The organism is Acuticoccus yangtzensis (assembly GCF_001927245.1).
GTDB lineage: Bacteria > Pseudomonadota > Alphaproteobacteria > Rhizobiales > Amorphaceae > Acuticoccus > Acuticoccus yangtzensis.
The window spans coordinates 1,307,299-1,326,944 of the sequence record NZ_MJUX01000001.1 but is presented as its reverse complement, the minus strand read 5'-3'; the positions used below and the strand labels follow the sequence as shown (position 1 = coordinate 1,326,944).

Here is a 19,646-nt window from a genome sequence, read left to right as displayed (position 1 = left end):
TTCGTCACGAGTGTATGAAGGTGCGATGCGTTACGCCGTCTATCTGACCCCGCCCGACGGGTCGCAATTGGCCGAGGCCGCGGCCTCCTGGCTCGGCCGCTCGCCCTTTTTCGACGCGGCGATGCCCCCCGTCGCACCGCCCGAGGCGTCGGCCCATGTACCCGCGCGCTACGGCTTCCACGCCACGTTGCGCGCCCCCTTCCGGCTTGCCGACGGTGTGTCCGAGCTCGACCTCGTTGCCGCCTTCCGGCACCACATCGCCCGCGTTGCGCCCATCGTTCCAGTGCTCACCATCGCCCCCTTGTCGCGCTTCCTCGCCTTCCGGTCGGACGATCCGGCGCTCGGCGCCGCCGCGCGCGCCGCGGTGGAGGCGTTCGAGCCGCTGCGCGCCCCGCTGACCGCGGCCGACCTCGCCCGCCGCCAGCCTGAACGGCTGGACCCGCGCGAGCGTGAGCTGCTCGACACATGGGGCTATCCCTATGTGATGGAGCGCTTCCAGTTCCACATGACGCTGACCGGGCCGCTCGGCATCGGTGCCGAGGCCGTCGCCGCGGCCGCGCGCTCCCATTTCGGCGCGCTGGACAAGGCGGCCCACCCGCTCGTCCACGCCATCTATCGTGAAGACACGCCCGGCGGGGCCTTCAGGGTGATTGCCGCCCAGGGCACCGCCGCCAACGACAATTCGGACAAGACCCCGTGACCACATTGACCAATGCCCATCTTGTGCTGCCGGACGAGGTGGTGCGCGGCCATATCGTGCTGGAGGGCGGGCGCATCGCCGCCATCGGCGAAGGGCCGGCCGCGGGCGAGGATTGCGGCGGTGACTATATCGTCCCCGGCCTCATCGAGCTGCACACGGATCACCTCGAGACCCACATCGCCCCCCGCCCGAAGGTGCGCTGGAACGTCACCGCCGCGATCCAGGCCCACGATGCGCAGATCGCCGCCTCCGGCATCACCACCGTGCTCGACGCGCTGCGGGTGGGGCTAGACGCTGACGCCGCCATCACCTCCCAGGACTCGCGCGACTTCGCCGATGCGATCGCCGCGGCCGGGGCGGAGGGCCGTCTGAGGGCCGAGCATCACTTCCACCTGCGATGCGAGGTGTCGGACGAGATGGCGATCGCGGGGTTCGAGCTGTTCGAGGATGTCGCTGACGTGCGGCTCATCTCGCTGATGGACCACACGCCCGGTCAGCGCCAGTTCCGCTCGATGGAGGCCTACAAGATCTATTTCCAGGGCAAGAGCGGCATGAACGATGCCGAGTTCGAGCTCTTCAAGGCCGAGCGGGTGGCGCGGGCGGGCAAGTGGTCCGATCGCAACCGCCGCGCCTTGGCCGAACGGGCGAAGGCGCGCGGCGTCATCATCGCCAGCCACGACGATGCGACGACGGGCCATGTCGACGAGGCGATCCGCGACGGCGTGACGCTCGCCGAGTTTCCGACCACGGTGGAGGCGGCCGAGGCCTCGCGCGCGGCGGACATGCAGATTTTGATGGGCGGTCCGAACATGGTGCGTGGCGGCTCGCACTCGGGCAACGTGTCGGCGGCGGAGCTGGCGGACCTCGGGATGCTGGACATCCTCTCGTCCGACTATGTGCCCTTTTCGATGCTGCAATCAGCGTTCGTGCTGTCGGACCGGGAAGGGTGGGGGCTGCCGGCGGCGCTGGCCACCGTGTCCGCCAACCCGGCACGGGCGCTGAAGATGGACGACCGCGGCCGGCTCGTGGAGGGCCTGCGCGGCGACATCGTGCGGGTGCGGCGGCGCGAGCGCGGCGAGATCCCGGTGGTGCGCGGCGTGTGGCGCGAGGGGCTCCGCGTCGTCTGAGGCGCGCCGGTCGGCCAGGTCTCGACGCCGCCCAGCCCGAGTGTGGCGCGCCTAGACGGCGAGTAATCCGGAAGCGGCGCGCGCCCAGACGGCGCGCGATCCGGGAGCGGCGCGCGCCTAGACGGCGCGCACTTGGGTGAGGAAGGTCGAGAAGACCTCGCGGAGCTGGCTGGAGACGTCGCGCATCCGCGTCGCGGTGGACTGCACGTCGTGAGCGTCGTGGGACGCCTTTTCTGCCGCCGTCACCACCAGGCTGACGGATTTGGAGGCCGTGAGCGACCCCTCCGTCGCGCTCTGAACGCCGGCGCCGATGTCCCGCGTCGCCGCGCTCTGCTCCGACATCACCGAGGAGATTCCCTGCGAGGACGAGCGCAGCGCATCGAACCGCCCCAGGATCTCGTCGATCCCCTGAACCGCCGAGCGCGTCTCGCTCTGGATGTCCTCGATCTGCTTGGCGATCTCGCTGGTGGCCGCAGCCGTCTGATTGGCGAGCGCCTTCACCTCGTGCGCCACCACGGCGAAACCGCGTCCCGCAGGCCCCGCCCGCTCCGCCTCGATGGTGGCGTTGAGGGCGAGAAGGTTCGTCTGCTCGGCGATCGAGGCGATCATCGTCGCCACGTTGTTGATCGCCTCCGCCGCGGTGGCGAGGCCGGTGACGCGCTTGGAGGTGGCGGTGACCACCGACGCGGCCGCGTCCGTCGCCTTCTGCGAGGTGGCCACCTTGCTGGTGATCTCGTGGATGGAGCCGTGGAGCTGGTCGATCGCCGCGGCGACACCCTGGACCGCGCGCGCCGCTTCGTCGGACGACGCCTTGGCCTGGGTCGAGCCGGAGGCCGTATGATCCGCAGTGTCGGCGAGATTGTCGGCGACTTCGGTCAAAGCGTGGCTCATCTCGTCGAGCGCGGCCAGCGTGGTCTGGGCGCGCGACTGGAAGGCGTCGATCGCCTCCTCCATGCGCTTGGTCCTCAGCTCCTCCAGCCGATGGCGCTCCGCCTCCTTCTCCAGCAGCTTCTTGCGCTCCACCTCGCCGCGCCGCATGAGCTCCAGCGCCGAGGCGATGTCACCGATCTCGTCCGAGCGGTCGGCGTCTTCGATGCTGATGTCCGTCGTGCCGCTGCTGACCTGGCCGATCTGCGCGACGATCCGCGAAATCGGTGCCTTCAGGCCGCGCACGTTGAAGATGGACACCAAGAGGCACAGCACGGTGTTGAGGCCGCCGGCGATTACGATGATGAAGAAGTGCGTCCGCGCCTCGCCGACGTGGGTTCCGGCCACCGTCAGCAGCGAGGAGGTGACCGCATCGACCGCCTTCTTCATGACGTCGATACGGGCGGTGGAGGCGGCGAACCATTCCGGGCCGGTGATACCGCCGACGTTGCCGCTCGTGAGGCTTTCGAGGGCGACCTCGCGCAGCGCATCGGTACGGGCCGCCTCTTCGCCTGTGGTGATGGCCTCGATGGCCGGCCGGTCCTTCGCAGGAGCGCGCGACAAGGCGAGGGCGACGAGGGCGTCCTGTTCGGCGCCGAGGGTCGCGAGGGTGTGGAGCTGCCGGTGGGAGAACCGGCCTGCGGCGAACCCGACCGCGCCCGCGGCCCGTTCACGTCCCGCCATCTCCTTGGCCATCAACAGCGCGTTGTAGACACCGGCGATGCGCGCGGTGCGCACATCATCGGCGGTGTCGGCGACCATGCTGGCGGTGGTGATCAGCGCCATGATGCGCCCCGTATAGGCTTTCGCCATGTCGGGCACGGTCCAGGTGAGGTCGGAGACCTGGCGGCGGATGTCGGCGAGGGCACCCATCTCGGCCATGGCCGCATCGGCGGCCTCGCCGATCGCGCCCTCGAGCGGGCCGTTGTCCAGCATCGCGACCAGTTTGGTGTAGGCCGCGTCGGTCAGGCGGCGCTGCTCCTCCAGAAGCGGCGTAAAATTGCCCCCCTTCGCGGTGATGTAACCGGCGGAGAGGCCCCGTTCCTTCTGCATCTCGTGCGCCAGTCCGCCGAAGGACGGTGCGTAGGTGACGCTGCGCATGACCATGTCGGCGCGCTGCCACAGGACATATTGTTCGCTCAGTACCCAGACGCACAGCGCGGTCAGGCCGAGGAGGGGAACCATAGCCACAAGCGTGATACGCGTGCCCAATCGCATTGTCTGAACTACCTTCGGGTGGGAAACATCGGCGTCATCGCTATCAGCGCACCCTGGGCCGAGGCAGGAGCGCGGCCGGGGCGAGCTGGTGCCGCGCTTCAAGGGGGCGCGGGCGGGACGCAGCCATACGCCGGGCGCCGCAGATTTTCGCGGGTCGCATGAAACGAAACAGAGGGGGCGTCGTTTCAAGGGTGACTGTTTATCGGGTGCGGTGTGAACCGGCCCGCCGAATTCACCAACCGGCCCAGCGGGACGGGACATGGCAGAAGCGGAGCGGCGAGCGGGCTCGCGCCTCACGGGCGCCCGGTCACGCGGCCGCTGGATCTGCTGCGACGGCTTTACCGCCGCCCCGTCCCCCATGGCGAAGGAGACGACGATGAAAGCCAAGAAGATTCCGACCTCGACCGACATCAGCGAGCAGACGCGCAAGGCGATGGTCGGTGTGCTGCAGGCGAACCTCGCCGACGGCATCGACCTCGTCTATCAGCTGAAGCAGGCCCACTGGACCGCGCGGGGCCCGAACTTCATCGGCTTTCACGAACTGCTGGACGACCTCCACGAGCAGATCGAGGAGAAGGTGGACCTGACGGCCGAGCGCATCGCCGTCCTGGGCGGCCAGGCCGAGGGTACGGTGGACGTATCCGCGCAGACCTCGCGCCTGCCGAAGTATCCGATGCAGGCCGTCGCCATCGACGAGCATGTCGAGGCGGTGACCAAGTCGCTGGCCGCCTATGCGGAGAACATCCGCAAGGCGATCGACGAGGCGAGCGAGGCGGGTGACGAGGGCACGGCCGATCTCTTCACCGAGATCAGCCGCACCGCGGACCGCGCTCGCTGGTTCGTGGAAGCGCACAAGGTCCCGGCCTGAGCCGCATCCGACAATTTGGCCCGCGCCTCGTTGGGGCGCGGCAAATCGAGCCCGGCGCCCGCGCGCCGGGCTTTTTCGTGTCCTGATTCGGGCGGCAGGAGCGTGTTGCGCGGGCGCATCACGCAAACTTTACGATACGGCAACCTCAATGGGGTCAAAACCGGGTCGGGTGCATTGTTCGCATCCGGCAGTGTGGAGTGACCGGCGTTGCGTCTCACCGATCTTCCTGAAGGCAGTGCCAGGTTGGTCCCCGGCACGCGTCCGATCTATGTGCCCGGCCCTGCGCCGCGTTTGCCGTCCTTGCGCTTTGCCGTGCGCGGCACCGGTCGCGCTCTGAAATACGCGGCGCTGTCCGTCGGTCTCCTGATCCTGTCGGGGGCCGCCGTGGGTGAGCAGAGCGTCCTCGCCTCGCTGACCGATGGGCGACCGTCGTGGGCGCCGGCGCTGCGGGCGGCCGATCCGGGCGTCGCCTTGTCGCCCAACCTCGCCTTCCCGGACGGCCTCGTCGCCGTGGTGGCGGGCACCGAGGCCGACGCACCCGCCGCCAAGGGGGACAGCCGCACCGCCCGTCTCGCCCCGCCGCACGGGCCGACGGTGGAGCCCGTGGAAAGCCTTCTCGCTTCGGCCAGCGCCGACCTCTTGCCGCGCGTGGCCTTCGTGCGGCCGCGCAAGGTCGATGCCGCGGCCGCCAAGTCCGACGCCGGCCGGAGCGACGCAAGGCCGAAGCCGCGCGCCGCGTCCTCCCGTCTCGCCGAAGCGGCGCTGACCTCGATGTATTCGGCCTATCTTCCCGAGCAGGTGGCGATCGAGACGCCGTTCGAGCTGCTGTTGAAGGATCCGCGCACGCCGCGCCCGGTGGCGGTGCTGCCGCCCGGCCTCTCCGGCAACGGGCTCGACCATTGGTGGTCCGACCGGCCGCTGCCGAAGGGGATCGCCAGCGCCGAGTCGATCAAGTGTCTGGCGCAGGCGATCTATTTCGAGTCGCGGGGCGAACCCGTGCTGGGACAGGAGGCCGTGGCGCAGGTGGTCATCAACCGCGTCAAGAACCCCGCCTATCCGGACGACATTTGCGGCGTCGTGTTCCAGAACCGTAAGTGGTATAATCGCTGCCAGTTCACCTTCGCCTGCGACCGGATCGCCGACGTCGTGCGCGACCCTGAAGCGTGGGCGGTGGCCGAGGACATCGCCACCCGCTACGCCAAGGGCGAGCTGTGGCTGGCCGACGTCGGCGCGGCGACGCACTATCACGCCAAGAGCGTTTCGCCGAGCTGGGCCAACCTGATGCGCGCGGTGAAGACGATCGGGGACCACACCTTCTTCATGACGCGCGGCGGCGGCTGGACCTGACGCCGTCCTGCGCGTGACGGCACAAACCGTGCGTTTTCGGTCACGCGCGAGGGGGTGGCCGACCTTTTTCGCCGGGCGATCGCGCACGGAGGACGGACGCCCCGAATGGATGGTTGCATTGGCAACTAGTTGCGTCTAAGCGGGATGGTCGACCGCCGGAGGTGTCACGATGTCGCGCTATTCGCTCCCCCTTGTGCTGGCCTGCGGGTCAGGTATCGCGATGATCTCGCTTGGCGAGCGCTCCGCTTTCGGCCTGTTTCAGGCGGACATGGCCGGCGCGCGGGAATGGGGACGCGAGACCTTCGCCTTCGCCTTTGCGTTGCAAAATCTGCTGTGGGGCATCGGCCAGCCGTTCGCCGGAGCGTTGGCGGATCGCTACGGCACCTTCCGCGTGTTGGCGTGCGGCGGCGTGATGTACGCGCTCGCCTTGGCGGGCACCGTCTACATGGAGTCGGCCACGGCCGTGACGATCATGTTCGGCCTGCTGCTCGGACTTGCCATGTCGGCCTGCTCGTTCACGCTCGTCATCTCCGCCTTCGGGCGCATCGTCTCGCCGGCGCAGCGTTCGCTGGCCTTCGGTGTCGGCACCGCGGCCGGCTCGCTGGGCATGTTCCTGTTCGGCCCTCTGGCGGCCGTCCTCATCAACCAGACCGGCTGGGAGAACGCGATGACGATCTTCGCGGCCATCGCCCTGTCGGTCGTCCTCTTCGCTATCCCCCTGCGAGGCAAGGCGGAGGTCGATCGGACGGGGCCGCAACAGTCGCTCGGAGCAGCCTTGAAGGAGGCGATCGGCTACAAGAGCTACGTGCTCCTCGTGTTCGGCTTCTTCGTCTGCGGCTTCCATGTCGCCTTCATCATCGCGCACATGCCGTCCTATCTCGTCGACCTCGGCATGGGTCCGGCGGTGGGCGGCACGGCGATCGCGCTGATCGGCCTCTTCAACGTCGTCGGCTCGCTGGTGGCCGGGGCGATCGGCCAGCGCTACTCTAAGGCCTATTCGCTGGCGATCCTCTATGCCCTGCGCTCGATCGCCATCGTCGTCTTCGTGATGGTGCCGGTGACGCCGTTCAGCGTCATCGTCTTCTCGTCGGTGATGGGCCTTCTGTGGCTCTCCACCGTGCCGCTCACCTCCGGCCTCGTCGCGGTCATGTTCGGGCCGCGCTACATGGCGACGTTGTTCGGCCTGGTCTTCTTCTCGCACCAGGTCGGCTCGTTCATGGGCGTATGGCTGGGCGGTCTCATCTATGCGCGGACCGGGAGCTACGATCTGCTCTGGTATATCGGCATCGCCCTCGGCGTCTTCGCCGCGGTGGTTCACCTGCCGATCCGCGATGCGCCTTCGCCGCGTCTGGCCGGCGCACCCGCGGCCGCCTGAAGGAAGAAAAGCGCCTGGGGCCCTCGCCTCAGGCGTCTTGCATGATCATGCAGGTGGACACGCCGTGAGCGTAGACCTTGCCGGCATCGTCGGTGAGGGTCGCTTCGGTGAGGGCGGTGCGGCGGCCGCGATTGATGAGGCGGCCCGTCGCCGTCAGCGGCGGCCCGTCCGGCTGCAGGGCGCGGATGAGGTTCACCTTCAGCTCCAATGTGGTAAAAACCTCACCGGGGGCGAGTGCGATCTGCGTGGCGCAGCCGAGCGCCGAATCGAGGATGGTCGACGCCCAGCCGCCATGGACCGAGCCGAAGGGATTCATGTGCTCTGCCGTCGGAGCGCCACGAAAGACGACATGATCGGCCTCGGCGCTGACCAGAGACATGTTCAGCGTGCGCAGCATCGTGCCGGAATGGCCGAGATTGACCATAAGGGCGCGCAACCGCTCCAATCCGTTCGGGCCGTGTGTCATATTCGTGTCGTCCGTCATCGTGTCACCTCTTGTCGTGGGCGCTCTGGCGCACGAGTATAAGGTTGTCATGTCAGAGAAGCCGATCGATATCGCACTGCAGGCCAGTATTTCACCGGGAGGGAAAACTCTCCCGTGCACATGCTTGCGCCTGCGCCGGATCGCCCGCCAGATCACCACGATCTACGATGGCGCATTGGCCGAGAACGGCGTCTCCATCGTCACCTATGCCGTTCTGTCCGCCCTCAGCCGCGAGGAGCCGTTGACGCTGTCGGCGCTCGCCGACCGGGTGGGGACGGACCGCACGACCCTGTCCCGCACCGTCGAGCGGATGCGCCAGGCCGAGCTCGTGGCCGCCACGCCGGGGGACGACCGGCGCGAGCGCCGCCTCAGCCTGACCGATCATGGCCGCGACACGGTGGCAGCCGCCCGCAAGTCCTGGCGCGAGACGGAGACGATGCTGATCGAGCGTTACGGGGCGGACCGTCTCGCCACGCTGCACGAGCTTCTGGCCGATCTCGAAGCCGCCGCAGACGCCGAGACCGACGCCGAAACCCCGTGCGCCACGGCCGCCGCCGCCGTCCAGCGCGGCTGAGGTCTTACGCGCGCCCGGCCCGGCGCGCCCGGCATAGCTTCATTCGGCCGCCGCGAAGGCGGCTTCCGCCTCTGCGAACCGGGCGAGGAAGGCGGCCTGCGCCTTACCCGTCGGCCATGGGGCAAGATAGGCGGCGATGTCGGTCTCGCTCACCTGCGGGTTGCCGAAGAAGCGCCGCGCCTCGTCCGGCGCGAACCCCGCCAGCGCCACCGCCTCGAAATAGGCCGCCACCGTGTCGGCCGACTTGATCAGCCTCTTGCAGCGCCCGTCCGGGTCGTAGGGAATGCCGAAGCGCAGGTGGATCGCATGCTCGATCCGCGCTTCGACGGTCTTGTACGCCTCGCCGATGACGGACTTGAAGGGCGAGATGATGTCGCCGATGACGTATTCCGGCGCGTCGTGCAGCAGGGCGGCCAGGTGGTCGGCCGGGCTCGCCGGGGCGATCAGGCCGACGATCCTGTCCACCAGAAGCGAGTGCTGGGCGACCGAGAAGGAGTGTTCGCCCACCGTCTGCCCGTTCCAGCGGGCGACGCGCGCGAGGCCGTGCGCGATGTCGCGGATCTCGATGTCGAGCGGGGAGGGGTCGAGGATGTTGAGGCGCCGCCCCGAGAGCATCCTCTGCCAGGCCCGCGGCGGCGCCTTTCGCACGCGCGCCGTTCCGCTCAAGCCTCGGCCTCGCCGTCCGCATCAACGGTGGCGGGGGCGGGGGCGGCGAAGGTGAACGATGCGCCCGGCGGCGGCGTCAGCGTCACGGGGACGCCGTCCGCCTCGGCCGTGCCGTCCGTCCTGTCGATGCGCACGAGCGCGAGGCCGCGGTTGCCCGCCACGGTGCCGAGCCGGCCGACCTCGCGCGTGCCGACGGTGAGCGCGGTGCCGGTGGCGGGGAGCGGCGCATCGGCGGTGACGATGACGGTGCGGCGCCGCGCGGTGCCGCGATGGCGCATGCGCGAGACGACCTCCTGGCCGACGAAACAGCCCTTGTGGAAGTCGACGCCGCCGGTGATGTCCATGTTGGCGTCGTGCGGGAAGGCGTTGCCGAGTTCGAAGTCGACCACCGCGTCGGGCACACCGGCGGCGATCCGCGCGGCGTCGTAGGCGGCGGGACCGTCCGCCGCGGCCTCGACCGGGCCGATGCCGCGCAGGCCGAGCGCTCCGTCCGCCGCGCGCGGGTCCGGCGCGCCGCCCGGCACATCGTCGCCGACGAGAACGGTGCCGTCCAGCGGCTCCACGGTGACCGCCGCGCGCAGTTTGTAGAGGGTGAGGCGGCGCAACACGTCGTCACGGACGGCGGCGGGAAGGTCGACGACGACATCGTCCGCGCGGGCGTGGACGAAGAGGTCGGTCAGCACCTTGCCCTGCGGCGTCAGCAACGCGCCATAGACGAGGGCGCCGGGCTCAAGGTCTGCGGTGTGGCAGCTCAGAAGGCCGTCGAGGAAGTGAAGCCGGTCCGGCCCGCCGACCAGGATGAGGGATCGGTCCGTCAAGGCGATGGCCAAGGCGAGTCTCCTACTCGATGTCGCCAGCAGTGAAATAGCGCAGGCGCCCATCGTCGCTGATCCCCACGCGGAAGAAGGTGTAGCGGCCCATGCGCTGCATCTCCTCCACGTCGATGGATGTCAGAATGCGGTAGAGTTCGACATAATGTTCCGGTTGCAATTCCTCGAGGGGGACCTCGGCGAAATAGGGCCACACATAGGTTCCGTCCTCCTCCAGGCGCACGTGCCCGGTCTCCAGGATCTCCAGGAGGATGGCGAGGATCTCGCGCCCTTCGGCATCGCCCGACTCGTGGCGCAGGAAGTCCACCTCGTCCTCGACGTCGACGTAGGTGGAGACGATGGGCGGCAGGGTCTGGCCTGCGAAGATGGGTCGCAGGGCGTCGATCTCGCCAGTGCGCGCTGCTTTGATCAAGCTGTCACGCATGGCGAGAACAGGGGGCGGAAGGTCCGAATCACCCCATTTGATGTCCGAAACCGCGGCGCGGGACGGCGATGGCATGAAATTTGCATCGCGGTCGGCCGAATGCGGGTCCTGCTCTACCTCATCCTCGCTGTTCCAATCGGGCGCTCCGGTCGCCGGCTTCAGCCGGTCGGGCAGTCCGCCTTTGACCCCCGTCGTCGGACGGATCGGGCCGATATTGGCGTGGAGCTGAATGTCCTCGGGGGCGCTTGCCACATGATCGACCGGCGCATAGGCGAGCGCCGCCGTCAGGCCAAATGCGGAACTGGCCAGCATCGCGGTTGCCACCGGCGGGATGAGACGGCCAAATGCGCCTCGGGGCAGTCGCGGCATAAGCCATCCGCTCCTTTCATCGCTGGGTCGACCATGTCACGGCCTCTCCCCAATTGCACTCGGCGCGAGGCATGACACACGTGTTGACGGTCCTTCCGATTTGAACCCACTCGCCTTCATCGCCCTCGGCATTCTCGGCGGCGTGTTCGTGACGGCTCCTGTCGGACCCGTCAACGTGATGATCATGCAGCGCGCATTCCGCTACGGATTTCCGATCGGCCTCGCCGCCGGGGTCGGCGCGTCCGTCGCCGATCTCATCTTCGCCACCGCCGCCGTCTTCGGGGTCTCCACCGTCTCGGCCTTCGTCGAAGGCCATTCGCGGATCATCCAGCTCGTCGGCGGTATCCTCGTCGTCCTCTTCGGCGCCCGCATCCTGTGGCGCCAGCCCGGTTTTGGACAGCCCCTTCCCGGCGACTCCAAAGAGAAAGGGCCCATCGGCACCGCTTTCACCACATTTTTCCTCACCCTGTGGAATCCGGCGACCATCTTCGGCTTCCTCGCCTATTTCGGTGCCCTCGGCGAATGGGGGCCGCAGCAGGGCGACATTCTCGGAACCGCGCAACTTCTCATCGGGGTGGCGGTCGGCACCATCGGCTGGTGGTGCGGTCTGGCCGCCATCGTCACCCGCCTGCGCTTTCACCTCAACGAGTCGACCCTTGCCAAGGTCAACGTCGTCGCAGGGGCGCTTCTGGTGGGGTTCGGGGCGCTGATCCTGGGGCGCTTGTCGGTCACCTATTTCAACGTCATCTAGAAAAGGGTGACGAAGGGAGGGCGGCATGTGCGGCCGATATAATCTAACGCTGCCGCCCGAGGCGATCCGGCAGATCTTCGCGGTGGTGAACGAGATCGAGCCCTTCCCGCCGCGCTACAATATCGCGCCGACGCAGCCGGTCCACGTCGTGCGCGCCGGCCCGCACGGTCGCGAACTCACGCTGATGCGCTGGGCCTTCATGCCGTCCTGGGTCAAGGATCCGGCGAAGTTCCCGCTCCTCATCAACGCGAGGGCCGAGACGGCGGCCGAGAAGCCCGCCTTCCGCAACGCGCTGCGCCGCCGCCGCGTGCTGCTGCCCGCCACAGGGTACTACGAATGGAAGCGGGAGGACGGTCGCAAGGTGCCCTTCCTGTTCGAGGCGGGCCATCCCATCGCCCTCGCCGGTGTCTACGAGACGTGGCACGGCCCCAACGGCGAGGAGGTCGACACCGTGGCGATCCTCACCGCAGAGGCGACCGGCACCGCGGCGGACTATCACACGAGGATGCCGCTGACCGTCGCCGGACCGCGTTTCGAGGAGTGGCTGGACCCCGCGAACGACGACGGGCAGAAGGCGCTCGCCTGGGCCGACAGGGGCGACTATACGGCGCGCCCGGTCTCGGTGCGGCTCTCCAACGCGCGCAACGAGGGGGCGGGGCTTCTCATGCCCGATCCCGCCGCGCCGCCTGAGCCGGCCCCTGTCATGGACGAGCAGCCCAGCCTGTTCTAGCCGTCCCCTTCTAGCCGAGGTTGGCCTTGAAGAAGGCGATGGTCCGCTCCTCCGCCAGCGCTGCGGCGTCCGCGTCGTAGCGCGGCGTCGTGTCGTTGTGGAAGCCGTGGTTCACGCCTTCGTACATCTGCATCTCGTACGTGGTGCCGGCCGCGTCCAGCGCCTCCTTGTAGGCGGGCCAGCCGGCATTGATGCGCTCGTCCAGCGCGGCATACTGGATGAGAAGAGGCGCCTCGATCTCGCTCACCTGCTCCGGCGCGGGCTGGCGGCCGTAGAAGGGCACGCCCGCGCCCAGCTCCGGGTAGGCGACCGCGATCGCGTTCACCACGCCGCCGCCATAGCAGAAGCCGACCGCACCCACCTTGGTGGTGTCCTCACGCCCATTCAGATACTCGAACGCGGCGAAGAAGTCGTTCATCAGCTTGGTGGTGTCGAGTTCCGCCTGCAGCGTGCGGCCCTCGTCGTCGCTGCCGGGATAGCCGCCCTTCGGCGTCAGCCCGTCCGGCGCCAGGGTCAGGAACCCGGCCTTCGCCATCCGCCGCGCGACGTCCTGGATGTAGGGGTTCAGCCCGCGGTTCTCGTGGATCACCAAAACGGCCGGGCCGGGCGCGGTGAAGCCCGCCGGGGTGACGAGGTAGGCGTTGATTTCGCCATGACCGTTCGGTGACGTGTAGGTGATCCACTCGGCCGAAATGTCCGGGTCGTCCTCGGCCACCTGCTGGGCCAGCGCGTAATCGGGCGAGAGTTCGCGCAGCAGCATCGCCGCGGTGACACCGCCGACGGCGAACTTGGCGGCGCGGTCCATGAACTCGCGCTTCGTCAGCTTGCCGTGGGCATAGTAGTCGTAGAGGTCGAGGAGCTCTTGGGGGAAATCCTTCGCCGTCTTGCGGGCAACGGGGGCCGGAACCTTGGCTTGCATGGCGCCTCTCCTTGGAAAATTTTGACCGAGGATGGGCGCTCGCCTCGCCATATGACGATCGGTCAAATTGACGCTCACGCCAATGTGACCGCGCCCCGCCGCGTCACACGGCGATGCCCGCGGCGGCAAGGTCGCGCCGCATCCCCGCCGCGTCGGTGAAGAGGTGCGCCTGCCACCCCGCCGCCCGCGCCGCCTCGACGTTGGCGGCACTGTCGTCGAAGAAGATCGTCTTCTCCGGCACCAGGCCGAACCGCTCCACATGCAGGTCGTAGATCGCCCGGTCCGGCTTGATGATGCCGTACTCGCCCGACACGGTGACGCCGCGCGGCCGCGACAGCAGCGGGAACCGCGCCAGCGCCTCGGCGAAGGTGTCGGTGGCGAAGTTCGTCAGCATGGTGACGTCGTGGCCCGCGTCGATCAGCGCGTCCATGATGGCGGGCGTCTCCGGCAACGTCTCGGGCACCATCTCCACCCAGTGGGTGCGGTAGGCGCGGATGAGGTCGGCCTCGTCCGGATAGTCGGCGATGAGGAGCGCCTCCGCCTCGGCCCACGGGCGCCCGCGGTCCTGCTCGCCGTTCCAGGCGGAGGTACAGACGGTGTCGAGGAACCAGCGCCGCTTCGCCTCATCCGGGATCAGCCGCCGGAAAGGCCGCTCGGGGTCCCACACCAGAAGCACGCGGCCGATGTCGAAGACGATGTGTTCGGGGGTCGGTGCCATGGTCCGCCTCGTGTCGGATGGTGGGGAGGGCGCCTCGCCCGCGCGGTGACGTCGATCAAAGTGCGCCGCCGCGAGCCATGCCACCCTCGGCCGGAAAACAGGAGGGATTTATGCGAATGTCACCCGTGCGTGCCGCGGCGCTGCTGCTGGCTGTGGCCGCAACGCCCGCTTTCGCGCAGGAGCCGAGCGCGGCAGCCGCGTCGCAGGACCCGCGGGCCGCGCGGGGCGCCGAGCTGGCGTCGGCATGGTGCGCCCGCTGCCACGCCACGGGCCTGCCGGGGCAGGCATCGGCGGTGGCCGGACCCCCGTCCTTCGCCGCGATCGTCGCCCGGCCGGGGTTCGATGTCACGATGCTCGCCAAGGCCATCCTCGCCCCGCACCCGGTGATGCCCGAATTCCCCGCCTCCAACGCTGATCTGAAGGCGCTGGAGGCCTACATGCTCACCACCGCCGGAAAGTAGCGCGGTCCGGTCACGGCGAGACACTTGCGACTCGTTTTCGTTCGTGGCCGTTTGACATGCGGTTGGGGTTCGGGACAGCGTGACGCCACCCAAGGGCCAACCATAAGAAGCGATATGACCGCCCCCATCCTCGCCATCGACCAGGGCACCACCTCCACGCGCGCCATCGTCTTCTCGGCCACGCGCGGGATCATCGGCATCGGCCAGCAGGAGTTCACGCAGCATTTCCCGCGGTCCGGCTGGGTGGAGCACGACCTCGAGGAGATCTGGGCCACCACCCTCGCCACCATCAAAGCCGCGCTGGCGGAGGCCAAGTTGGAGGCGGCCGACCTCGCCGCCATCGGCATCACCAACCAGCGCGAGACGGTGGCGGTGTGGGAGCGGGCGACGGGCAAGCCGGTCCACAAGGCCATCGTCTGGCAGGACCGCCGCACCGCCGACCGCTGCGCCGAACTGCGCGCGGAAGGTGTGGAAGCGATGGTCGCCGAAAAGACCGGCCTTCTGCTGGACCCCTACTTTTCCGGCACCAAGCTCGCCTGGCTTCTCGACAATGTGGAGGGGCTGCGCGCGCGGGCCGAGGCGGGGGAGGTGGTCTTCGGCACCATCGACACCTTCCTCATCGCCCGCCTGACCGGGCACTTCGCGACCGACGTCACCAACGCGTCCCGCACGCTCCTCTACGACATCGGCGCCGGCCGCTGGGACGAGGACCTGTGCCGCCTACTCGGCGTGCCGATGGGAATGCTCGCCGAGGTGCGCGACAACGCCGCCGACTACGGCACCACGCGGCCGGACCTCTTCGGCGCGGCGGTGCCGGTGTACGGCGTTGCGGGCGACCAGCAGGCGGCGGTGATGGGCAACGCCTGCTTCAAGCCGGGCATGGTGAAGTCCACCTACGGCACCGGCTGTTTCGCCCTCATCAACACCGGTACGGACCGCGTCACCTCCGACAACCGGCTTCTGACGACGGTGGCGTACCGCCTGGGCGGCGTCACCACCTACGCGCTGGAGGGGGCGATCTTCGTTGCCGGGGCGGCGGTGCAGTGGCTGCGGGACGGGCTCGGCATCATCGAACACGCGGCGCAGTCGGGCGAGCTGGCGGCGCGGGCGGACCCCAATCAGGACGTCATTCTCGTGCCGGCCTTCGTCGGCCTCGGTGCGCCGCATTGGGACGCTGAGGCACGCGGGGCGATCTTCGGCATCACCCGCTCCACCGGCCCGGCTGAACTCGCCAAGGCGGCGCTGGAGAGCGTGGCGCTGCAGACGCACGACCTCATCCAGGCGATGCACAAGGACTGGGCCGGTGCGGCGGACACGGTTCTTCGGGTCGACGGCGGGATGGTCGCCTCGGACTGGGCGATGCAGTGCCTGTCGGACGTGCTCGGCGCGCCGGTCGACCGGCCGTCCATCAACGAGACGACGGCGCTCGGCGCGGCGTGGCTCGCCGGCATGCACGCCGGGGTGTGGCCGGGCATGGAAGGGTTCGCCGAGAGCTGGCAGCGCGACCGCCGGTTCGAGCCGGCGATGGCCGAGGCGGACCGCAGCCGCCTCATCGGCCTGTGGCGCGATGCCGTCTCGCGAACGCTGACCCACCGCTGAGCCTTCCGCGAAGAGCCGGAACGCCGCGGCACCGGGCTCGGAGCCGCTGCGTCCCGGCCGAACCCCGTTGCCGCGGCGGGGACGGGGCCAGCCCGCGCCAAGCGAGATGCGCTCCAATGGGGGCGCAGATCGTGTGAGGTGTTTCGTGCAAGTGTTCCGACTGGTCGTTCTTGCGGTGGCCGCGTTCCTCCTAAATCCCGGCGCCGCGGGGGCGTTCGCGCGGAGCATTCCCGTTCCGGTGCTCGGCCTCCCGTCCGCCGCCCTGGTGGTGCAGTTCGCCGACGACCCTCGCGCCCGCCGCCAGAAGGAATTGGACGCGCAGCGCCGCGCCCAGGAGAAGAAGCGCCGCGAGATCGAGAAACAGCAGGAGGCCGCGCGCCGGGCGCAGCAAGAGGCCGCCCGCACCAGCCAGCAGAAGAGCCGCGCTCCGTGGCGCGCCGAGGGAAACCTCACCGGCAGCGTGGATGCGCCGGCGACCGCCTATGCGGCGCACGGGGGCACGGGGCAGGGCGTCACAGGGCAGGGCGTCACGGGGGACGGGGTCACGGGAGAGGTCGGCACCGGGGTCGGTACCGCCAGGCTCTCGACAGGGCGCCCGGCGGGCCGCGCGCGGCTCGTCACCTCCGACACGTGGACCGCGAGCGACGACCGCCGTGCGGCCTCTCGCGTGAAGCGGCACAGCCCCACCCGCGATGCGCTGATGGCCGCCAGCGCCGACCAGCGCACCGCCGCGGACGGGCAGGGGGCCGCCATGCGCGAGCGGGCTCAACGCGCCTGGGAGGACGAGCAGAGAAGCGGCCCTCCCGGCGGCCTCGGCCCGCTCGCCTTCTGGCGCAACGAGCCCGCCGAGGGGAGCCCCACCCGCAGCACGCGCAGCAACGGCGAGACCCGCATCGTCCAGGACGTGGGCGACGGGCGCTTCCGCTGGCGCGCCGACACATTCGACACCTTCGAATATGCCAACCTCTGGCGCGAGACGCGAACGCGCCGCGCCGACGGCACGGTCGTCTCCACCCTGCGCGATCCGTCAGGCGCGCTGGTCAGCCGCATGGCGATCACCGCCGAGGGCGAGGCGATCACCTTCTTCAACAACCTGCCGCGCTGGTGGCCGGGGGATGCCGCGCTCGAGGTGCCGAACCTCGCCCCGCCCGCGGGCCGCGTCGCCGCTGCTGCGCTGGCCGGCGACACCGCGTCCATGAACCGGCTCTTCGCCGCGGTGACGGCCGAGCCGATCGCCCCTCTCGGCCGCGTCTTCACGCTGGACCAGGTGCTGTTCAATCGGGGCGTGCGCGATCTGATGCCCCGCGTCGAGCTGGAAGGGGTCCATTTCGACACCGATTCGGCGGAAGTGCTCGACAACGAGATCTTCTCGCTGGAGGTGCTGGGGGCGGCGCTGGCGGCGGCGATCGCCCGCAACCCGGCCGAGGTCTTCCTCATCGAAGGGCATACCGACGCGCAGGGCGATCCCGTCGCCAACATGCTCCTCAGCGACCGCCGCGCCGAGACCGTCGCCACCCTCCTCACCGAGGCGTTCGAGATCCCGCCGGAAAACCTCGTCACCCAAGGCTACGGGGCAGGCGCTCTCGCGGTGGAGACGGCCGGTGCAGAGAGGCGCAATCGCCGGGTCGTGGTGCGCCGCCTGACGCCGCTTCTGTCGCAGGAGGCCGAGCCGACGCTGGTCGCGTCGCTGGGCGGCGCCATCCGCTGACGGCCCGCTGCAAAGGGGCCGGGCTTCAGAGGGAGCGCGAGGGGAAATCCCCTCGCGCCCAACGTTTCGCAGGCGCTGCGCCCGCGGCCGGGCTCAGGCGTTGCCGACCTTCTGGGTCTGCTCGCCGAGGCCTTCGATGCCGAGGCGCATCGTCTCGCCGCCCTTGAGGAAGACGGGCTCGGGCTTGATGCCCATGCCGACACCCGGAGGCGTGCCGGTCGAGATCACGTCGCCCGGCTGAAGCGACATGAACTGCGAGATGTAATGGACGAGATGGGCGACGCCGAAGACCATCGTCTCGGTCGTCCCGTCCTGGTAGCGCTTGCCGTCGACCTCCAGCCACAACTTCAGCTTCTGCGGGTCGGGAACCTCGTCGGCGGTGACGAGCCACGGACCGATCGGACCGAAGGTGTCGGCGGACTTGCCCTTCACCCACTGCCCGCCGCGGGCGAGCTGGAAGGTACGCTCCGACACGTCGTTGATGACGCAGTAGCCGGCGACGTGGCTCATCGCGTCCTCGGGGGCGATGTAGCTGCCGCCCTTGCCGATGACGACGCCGAGCTCGACTTCCCAATCGCACTTGTCCGAGCCGCGCGGGACCAGAACGTCGTCGTTCGGGCCGACGATGGCGGAGTTGGCCTTGAAGAACATGATCGGCTCTTCCGGCACGGCCATGCCGCTTTCGGCGGCGTGGTCGGCGTAGTTGAGGCCGATGCAGATGAACTTGCCCACACCCGCGACGCAGGGGCCGATGCGTCCGTCGATCGCCGGCAGGGTCGACGGGTCGACGGCGGCGATCTTGGCGAGGCCTTCGGGGGTCAGGACGTCACCGGCGATGTCGGGGACGATGCCGGAGAGGTCGCGGGCGGTGCCGTCGGCGTCCAGAATGGCGGGCTTCTCTTGGCCCGGAGCGCCGATGCGCAGGAGTTTCATGGGGTCGTTTCCGTCTCGGGTTGGGGGTCAGTAGGTGGCGCGGCCGCCGGAGATGTCGAAAACCGCGCCGGTGGTGAAGGAGTTCTCCGCCGAGGACAGCCAGGCGATCATCGCGGCCGCTTCGTCGACCTCGAGGAAGCGGTTCCGCGGGATCTTGGAGAGCATGTAGTCGATGTGCTCCTGGCTCATCTGGTCGAAGATGCGCGTGCGTGCCGCGGCGGGGGTCACGCAGTTGACGGCGATGTCGTAGCCCGCACACTCCTTGCCGAGCGACTTCGTCAGCGCGATCACCGCGGCTTTGGAGGCCGAGTAGGCGGATGCGTTGGGGTTGCCTTCCTTGCCGGCGATCGACGCGACGTTGACGATGCGCCCGTAGCCGCGCGCGATCATCCCCGGCACCACGGCGCGGTTGAGGTAGAAGACGCCGTTCAGGTTGATGTCGATGATCATGCGCCATTCGGCCGGCTCGTAGTCCTTCACCGGGGCGTTGGCCCCGGCGACACCGGCGCAGGCGATGAGGATGTCGATCGCGCCGAGATCGCTCTCCACCGCCTTCACGGTGGCGGAGACGGCGGCCTCGTCGGTCTGGTCGAGGGCGCGGAAGTCGAAGCCGTGTTCGGCGGCGGTGGCTTCGCCGAGCGCGGCGTCACGGTCCCAAATGGAGACTTTCGCACCGCCGGCGGCGAGGCGCTTGGCCACGGCAAGGCCGATCCCCTGCGCGCCGCCGGTCACCGCGGCGACGCGTCCTTCGAGGTCGATGTGGTTCATGGGGCGTCTCCTGGCGTTCTGTCGCGCTGTTGTGGTCGGGGCCTGTCGCAATCGAGGCTTGGCGAAAGTGTTACGCCAAATCGAGGGTTATCGAGCGAAGAAATATGAACTTTCCCATTCTCGGGTATGGGTTCGCCGCGCCGGCTTATG

The 19,646-nt window shown here is 69.1% G+C and carries 20 protein-coding genes; 11 read left to right on the top strand and 9 right to left on the bottom strand.

Annotated elements, in window-relative coordinates; genetic code table 11:
* Nucleotides 1–25: 25 nt before the first annotated feature.
* Nucleotides 26–700 (top strand): DUF1045 domain-containing protein, encoded by a 675-nt coding sequence (locus BIX52_RS05940; RefSeq protein WP_075220214.1) that lies wholly within the window; start codon nucleotides 26–28, stop codon nucleotides 698–700.
* Nucleotides 697–1,827: an alpha-D-ribose 1-methylphosphonate 5-triphosphate diphosphatase gene (locus BIX52_RS05935; RefSeq protein WP_075219975.1), complete on the top strand. Its 1,131-nt coding sequence runs from the start codon at nucleotides 697–699 to the stop codon at nucleotides 1,825–1,827. The genes BIX52_RS05940 and BIX52_RS05935 overlap by 4 nt, the downstream gene beginning before the upstream one ends.
* Nucleotides 1,828–1,944: 117 nt before the next feature.
* Here BIX52_RS05935 and BIX52_RS05930 read toward each other — a convergent pair whose 3' ends face one another.
* Nucleotides 1,945–3,939, bottom strand: a complete 1,995-nt coding sequence (locus BIX52_RS05930) for a methyl-accepting chemotaxis protein (RefSeq protein ID WP_075219974.1) — start codon at nucleotides 3,937–3,939, stop codon at nucleotides 1,945–1,947.
* A 409-nt stretch (nucleotides 3,940–4,348) separates the two neighbouring features.
* On the opposite strand from BIX52_RS05930, the gene dps reads away from it, so the two are divergent.
* From dps to BIX52_RS05915, 3 genes are all read left to right on the top strand, one after another.
* Nucleotides 4,349–4,840, top strand: a complete 492-nt coding sequence (gene dps / locus BIX52_RS05925; RefSeq protein WP_075220213.1) for a DNA starvation/stationary phase protection protein Dps — start codon at nucleotides 4,349–4,351, stop codon at nucleotides 4,838–4,840.
* A gap of 312 nt (nucleotides 4,841–5,152) precedes the next feature.
* Entirely contained in the window at nucleotides 5,153–6,187 is a 1,035-nt protein-coding gene (locus BIX52_RS05920; RefSeq protein ID WP_139312718.1) for a cell wall hydrolase, read from the top strand.
* 169 nt (nucleotides 6,188–6,356) lie between these two features.
* On the top strand, nucleotides 6,357–7,562 hold the full coding sequence (locus tag BIX52_RS05915; RefSeq protein WP_075219972.1) for an MFS transporter: 1,206 nt from the start codon (nucleotides 6,357–6,359) through the stop codon (nucleotides 7,560–7,562).
* A 28-nt stretch (nucleotides 7,563–7,590) separates the two neighbouring features.
* Here the strand turns inward: BIX52_RS05915 and BIX52_RS05910 are convergent, their stop codons facing one another.
* Entirely contained in the window at nucleotides 7,591–8,046 is a 456-nt protein-coding gene (locus BIX52_RS05910; RefSeq protein WP_157956202.1) for a PaaI family thioesterase, read from the bottom strand.
* Nucleotides 8,047–8,170: 124 nt separating this feature from the next.
* Here BIX52_RS05910 and BIX52_RS05905 point away from each other — a divergent pair, with 124 nt between their 5' ends.
* Nucleotides 8,171–8,620 (top strand): MarR family winged helix-turn-helix transcriptional regulator, encoded by a 450-nt coding sequence (locus tag BIX52_RS05905; protein WP_157956201.1) that lies wholly within the window; start codon nucleotides 8,171–8,173, stop codon nucleotides 8,618–8,620.
* A gap of 39 nt (nucleotides 8,621–8,659) precedes the next feature.
* Here BIX52_RS05905 and BIX52_RS05900 read toward each other — a convergent pair whose 3' ends face one another.
* From BIX52_RS05900 to BIX52_RS05890, 3 genes are read right to left on the bottom strand one after another with little or no spacing between them, the layout of a single operon-like run.
* Nucleotides 8,660–9,235 (bottom strand): YfbR-like 5'-deoxynucleotidase, encoded by a 576-nt coding sequence (locus BIX52_RS05900; RefSeq protein ID WP_075219969.1) that lies wholly within the window; start codon nucleotides 9,233–9,235, stop codon nucleotides 8,660–8,662.
* Between the two features lie 47 nt (nucleotides 9,236–9,282).
* Nucleotides 9,283–10,116, bottom strand: a complete 834-nt coding sequence (gene ygfZ, locus BIX52_RS05895; protein WP_075219968.1) for a CAF17-like 4Fe-4S cluster assembly/insertion protein YgfZ — start codon at nucleotides 10,114–10,116, stop codon at nucleotides 9,283–9,285.
* 10 nt (nucleotides 10,117–10,126) lie between these two features.
* Nucleotides 10,127–10,852: a hypothetical protein gene (locus BIX52_RS05890; RefSeq protein WP_075219967.1), complete on the bottom strand. Its 726-nt coding sequence runs from the start codon at nucleotides 10,850–10,852 to the stop codon at nucleotides 10,127–10,129.
* 157 nt (nucleotides 10,853–11,009) lie between these two features.
* Between BIX52_RS05890 and BIX52_RS05885 the strand changes: the two genes are divergently transcribed.
* Nucleotides 11,010–11,660 (top strand): LysE family translocator, encoded by a 651-nt coding sequence (locus BIX52_RS05885; protein WP_075219966.1) that lies wholly within the window; start codon nucleotides 11,010–11,012, stop codon nucleotides 11,658–11,660.
* Between the two features lie 25 nt (nucleotides 11,661–11,685).
* Entirely contained in the window at nucleotides 11,686–12,390 is a 705-nt protein-coding gene (locus BIX52_RS05880) for an SOS response-associated peptidase (protein WP_075219965.1), read from the top strand.
* A 10-nt stretch (nucleotides 12,391–12,400) separates the two neighbouring features.
* Here BIX52_RS05880 and yghX read toward each other — a convergent pair whose 3' ends face one another.
* Together yghX and BIX52_RS05870 are read right to left on the bottom strand one after the other, a co-directional pair.
* A complete protein-coding gene (gene yghX, locus BIX52_RS05875) occupies nucleotides 12,401–13,309 on the bottom strand; it encodes a YghX family hydrolase (RefSeq protein ID WP_075219964.1) in 909 nt (302 codons plus the stop codon).
* A gap of 103 nt (nucleotides 13,310–13,412) precedes the next feature.
* Nucleotides 13,413–14,027, bottom strand: a complete 615-nt coding sequence (locus BIX52_RS05870; protein WP_075219963.1) for an HAD family hydrolase — start codon at nucleotides 14,025–14,027, stop codon at nucleotides 13,413–13,415.
* 110 nt (nucleotides 14,028–14,137) lie between these two features.
* On the opposite strand from BIX52_RS05870, the gene BIX52_RS22770 reads away from it, so the two are divergent.
* The 3 genes from BIX52_RS22770 to BIX52_RS05855 all read left to right on the top strand — a co-directional run bounded on the left by BIX52_RS22770 (nucleotide 14,138) and on the right by BIX52_RS05855 (nucleotide 17,795).
* On the top strand, nucleotides 14,138–14,488 hold the full coding sequence (locus BIX52_RS22770; RefSeq protein WP_205647700.1) for a c-type cytochrome: 351 nt from the start codon (nucleotides 14,138–14,140) through the stop codon (nucleotides 14,486–14,488).
* A 114-nt stretch (nucleotides 14,489–14,602) separates the two neighbouring features.
* On the top strand, nucleotides 14,603–16,087 hold the full coding sequence (gene glpK, locus BIX52_RS05860; RefSeq protein WP_075219961.1) for a glycerol kinase GlpK: 1,485 nt from the start codon (nucleotides 14,603–14,605) through the stop codon (nucleotides 16,085–16,087).
* Between the two features lie 145 nt (nucleotides 16,088–16,232).
* Nucleotides 16,233–17,795 (top strand): OmpA family protein, encoded by a 1,563-nt coding sequence (locus BIX52_RS05855; RefSeq protein WP_139312717.1) that lies wholly within the window; start codon nucleotides 16,233–16,235, stop codon nucleotides 17,793–17,795.
* Nucleotides 17,796–17,888: 93 nt separating this feature from the next.
* Here the strand turns inward: BIX52_RS05855 and BIX52_RS05850 are convergent, their stop codons facing one another.
* Together BIX52_RS05850 and BIX52_RS05845 are read right to left on the bottom strand one after the other, a co-directional pair.
* Nucleotides 17,889–18,728: a fumarylacetoacetate hydrolase family protein gene (locus BIX52_RS05850; RefSeq protein ID WP_075219959.1), complete on the bottom strand. Its 840-nt coding sequence runs from the start codon at nucleotides 18,726–18,728 to the stop codon at nucleotides 17,889–17,891.
* Between the two features lie 27 nt (nucleotides 18,729–18,755).
* Nucleotides 18,756–19,496, bottom strand: coding sequence for an SDR family NAD(P)-dependent oxidoreductase (locus tag BIX52_RS05845; RefSeq protein WP_075219958.1), 741 nt, complete (start codon nucleotides 19,494–19,496; stop codon nucleotides 18,756–18,758).
* Between the last annotated feature and the right edge of the window lie 150 nt (nucleotides 19,497–19,646).

What these genes read in the sequence shown, in the direction of transcription:
- BIX52_RS05915 (WP_075219972.1), top strand. Translation starts at nt 6,357, where the DNA reads ATGTCGCGCTATTCGCTCCCCCTTGTGCTGGCCTGCGGGTCAGGTATC.
- BIX52_RS05845 (WP_075219958.1), bottom strand. Translation starts at nt 19,496, where the DNA reads ATGAACCACATCGACCTCGAAGGACGCGTCGCCGCGGTGACCGGCGGC.
- dps (WP_075220213.1), top strand. Translation starts at nt 4,349, where the DNA reads ATGAAAGCCAAGAAGATTCCGACCTCGACCGACATCAGCGAGCAGACG.
- BIX52_RS05870 (WP_075219963.1), bottom strand. Translation starts at nt 14,027, where the DNA reads ATGGCACCGACCCCCGAACACATCGTCTTCGACATCGGCCGCGTGCTT.
- BIX52_RS05890 (WP_075219967.1), bottom strand. Translation starts at nt 10,852, where the DNA reads ATGCTGGCCAGTTCCGCATTTGGCCTGACGGCGGCGCTCGCCTATGCG.
- BIX52_RS05930 (WP_075219974.1), bottom strand. Translation starts at nt 3,939, where the DNA reads ATGGTTCCCCTCCTCGGCCTGACCGCGCTGTGCGTCTGGGTACTGAGC.
- glpK (WP_075219961.1), top strand. Translation starts at nt 14,603, where the DNA reads ATGACCGCCCCCATCCTCGCCATCGACCAGGGCACCACCTCCACGCGC.
- BIX52_RS22770 (WP_205647700.1), top strand. Translation starts at nt 14,138, where the DNA reads ATGCGAATGTCACCCGTGCGTGCCGCGGCGCTGCTGCTGGCTGTGGCC.
- BIX52_RS05900 (WP_075219969.1), bottom strand. Translation starts at nt 9,235, where the DNA reads ATGCTCTCGGGGCGGCGCCTCAACATCCTCGACCCCTCCCCGCTCGAC.
- BIX52_RS05850 (WP_075219959.1), bottom strand. Translation starts at nt 18,728, where the DNA reads ATGAAACTCCTGCGCATCGGCGCTCCGGGCCAAGAGAAGCCCGCCATT.
- yghX (WP_075219964.1), bottom strand. Translation starts at nt 13,309, where the DNA reads ATGCAAGCCAAGGTTCCGGCCCCCGTTGCCCGCAAGACGGCGAAGGAT.
- BIX52_RS05940 (WP_075220214.1), top strand. Translation starts at nt 26, where the DNA reads ATGCGTTACGCCGTCTATCTGACCCCGCCCGACGGGTCGCAATTGGCC.
- BIX52_RS05880 (WP_075219965.1), top strand. Translation starts at nt 11,686, where the DNA reads ATGTGCGGCCGATATAATCTAACGCTGCCGCCCGAGGCGATCCGGCAG.
- BIX52_RS05910 (WP_157956202.1), bottom strand. Translation starts at nt 8,046, where the DNA reads ATGACGGACGACACGAATATGACACACGGCCCGAACGGATTGGAGCGG.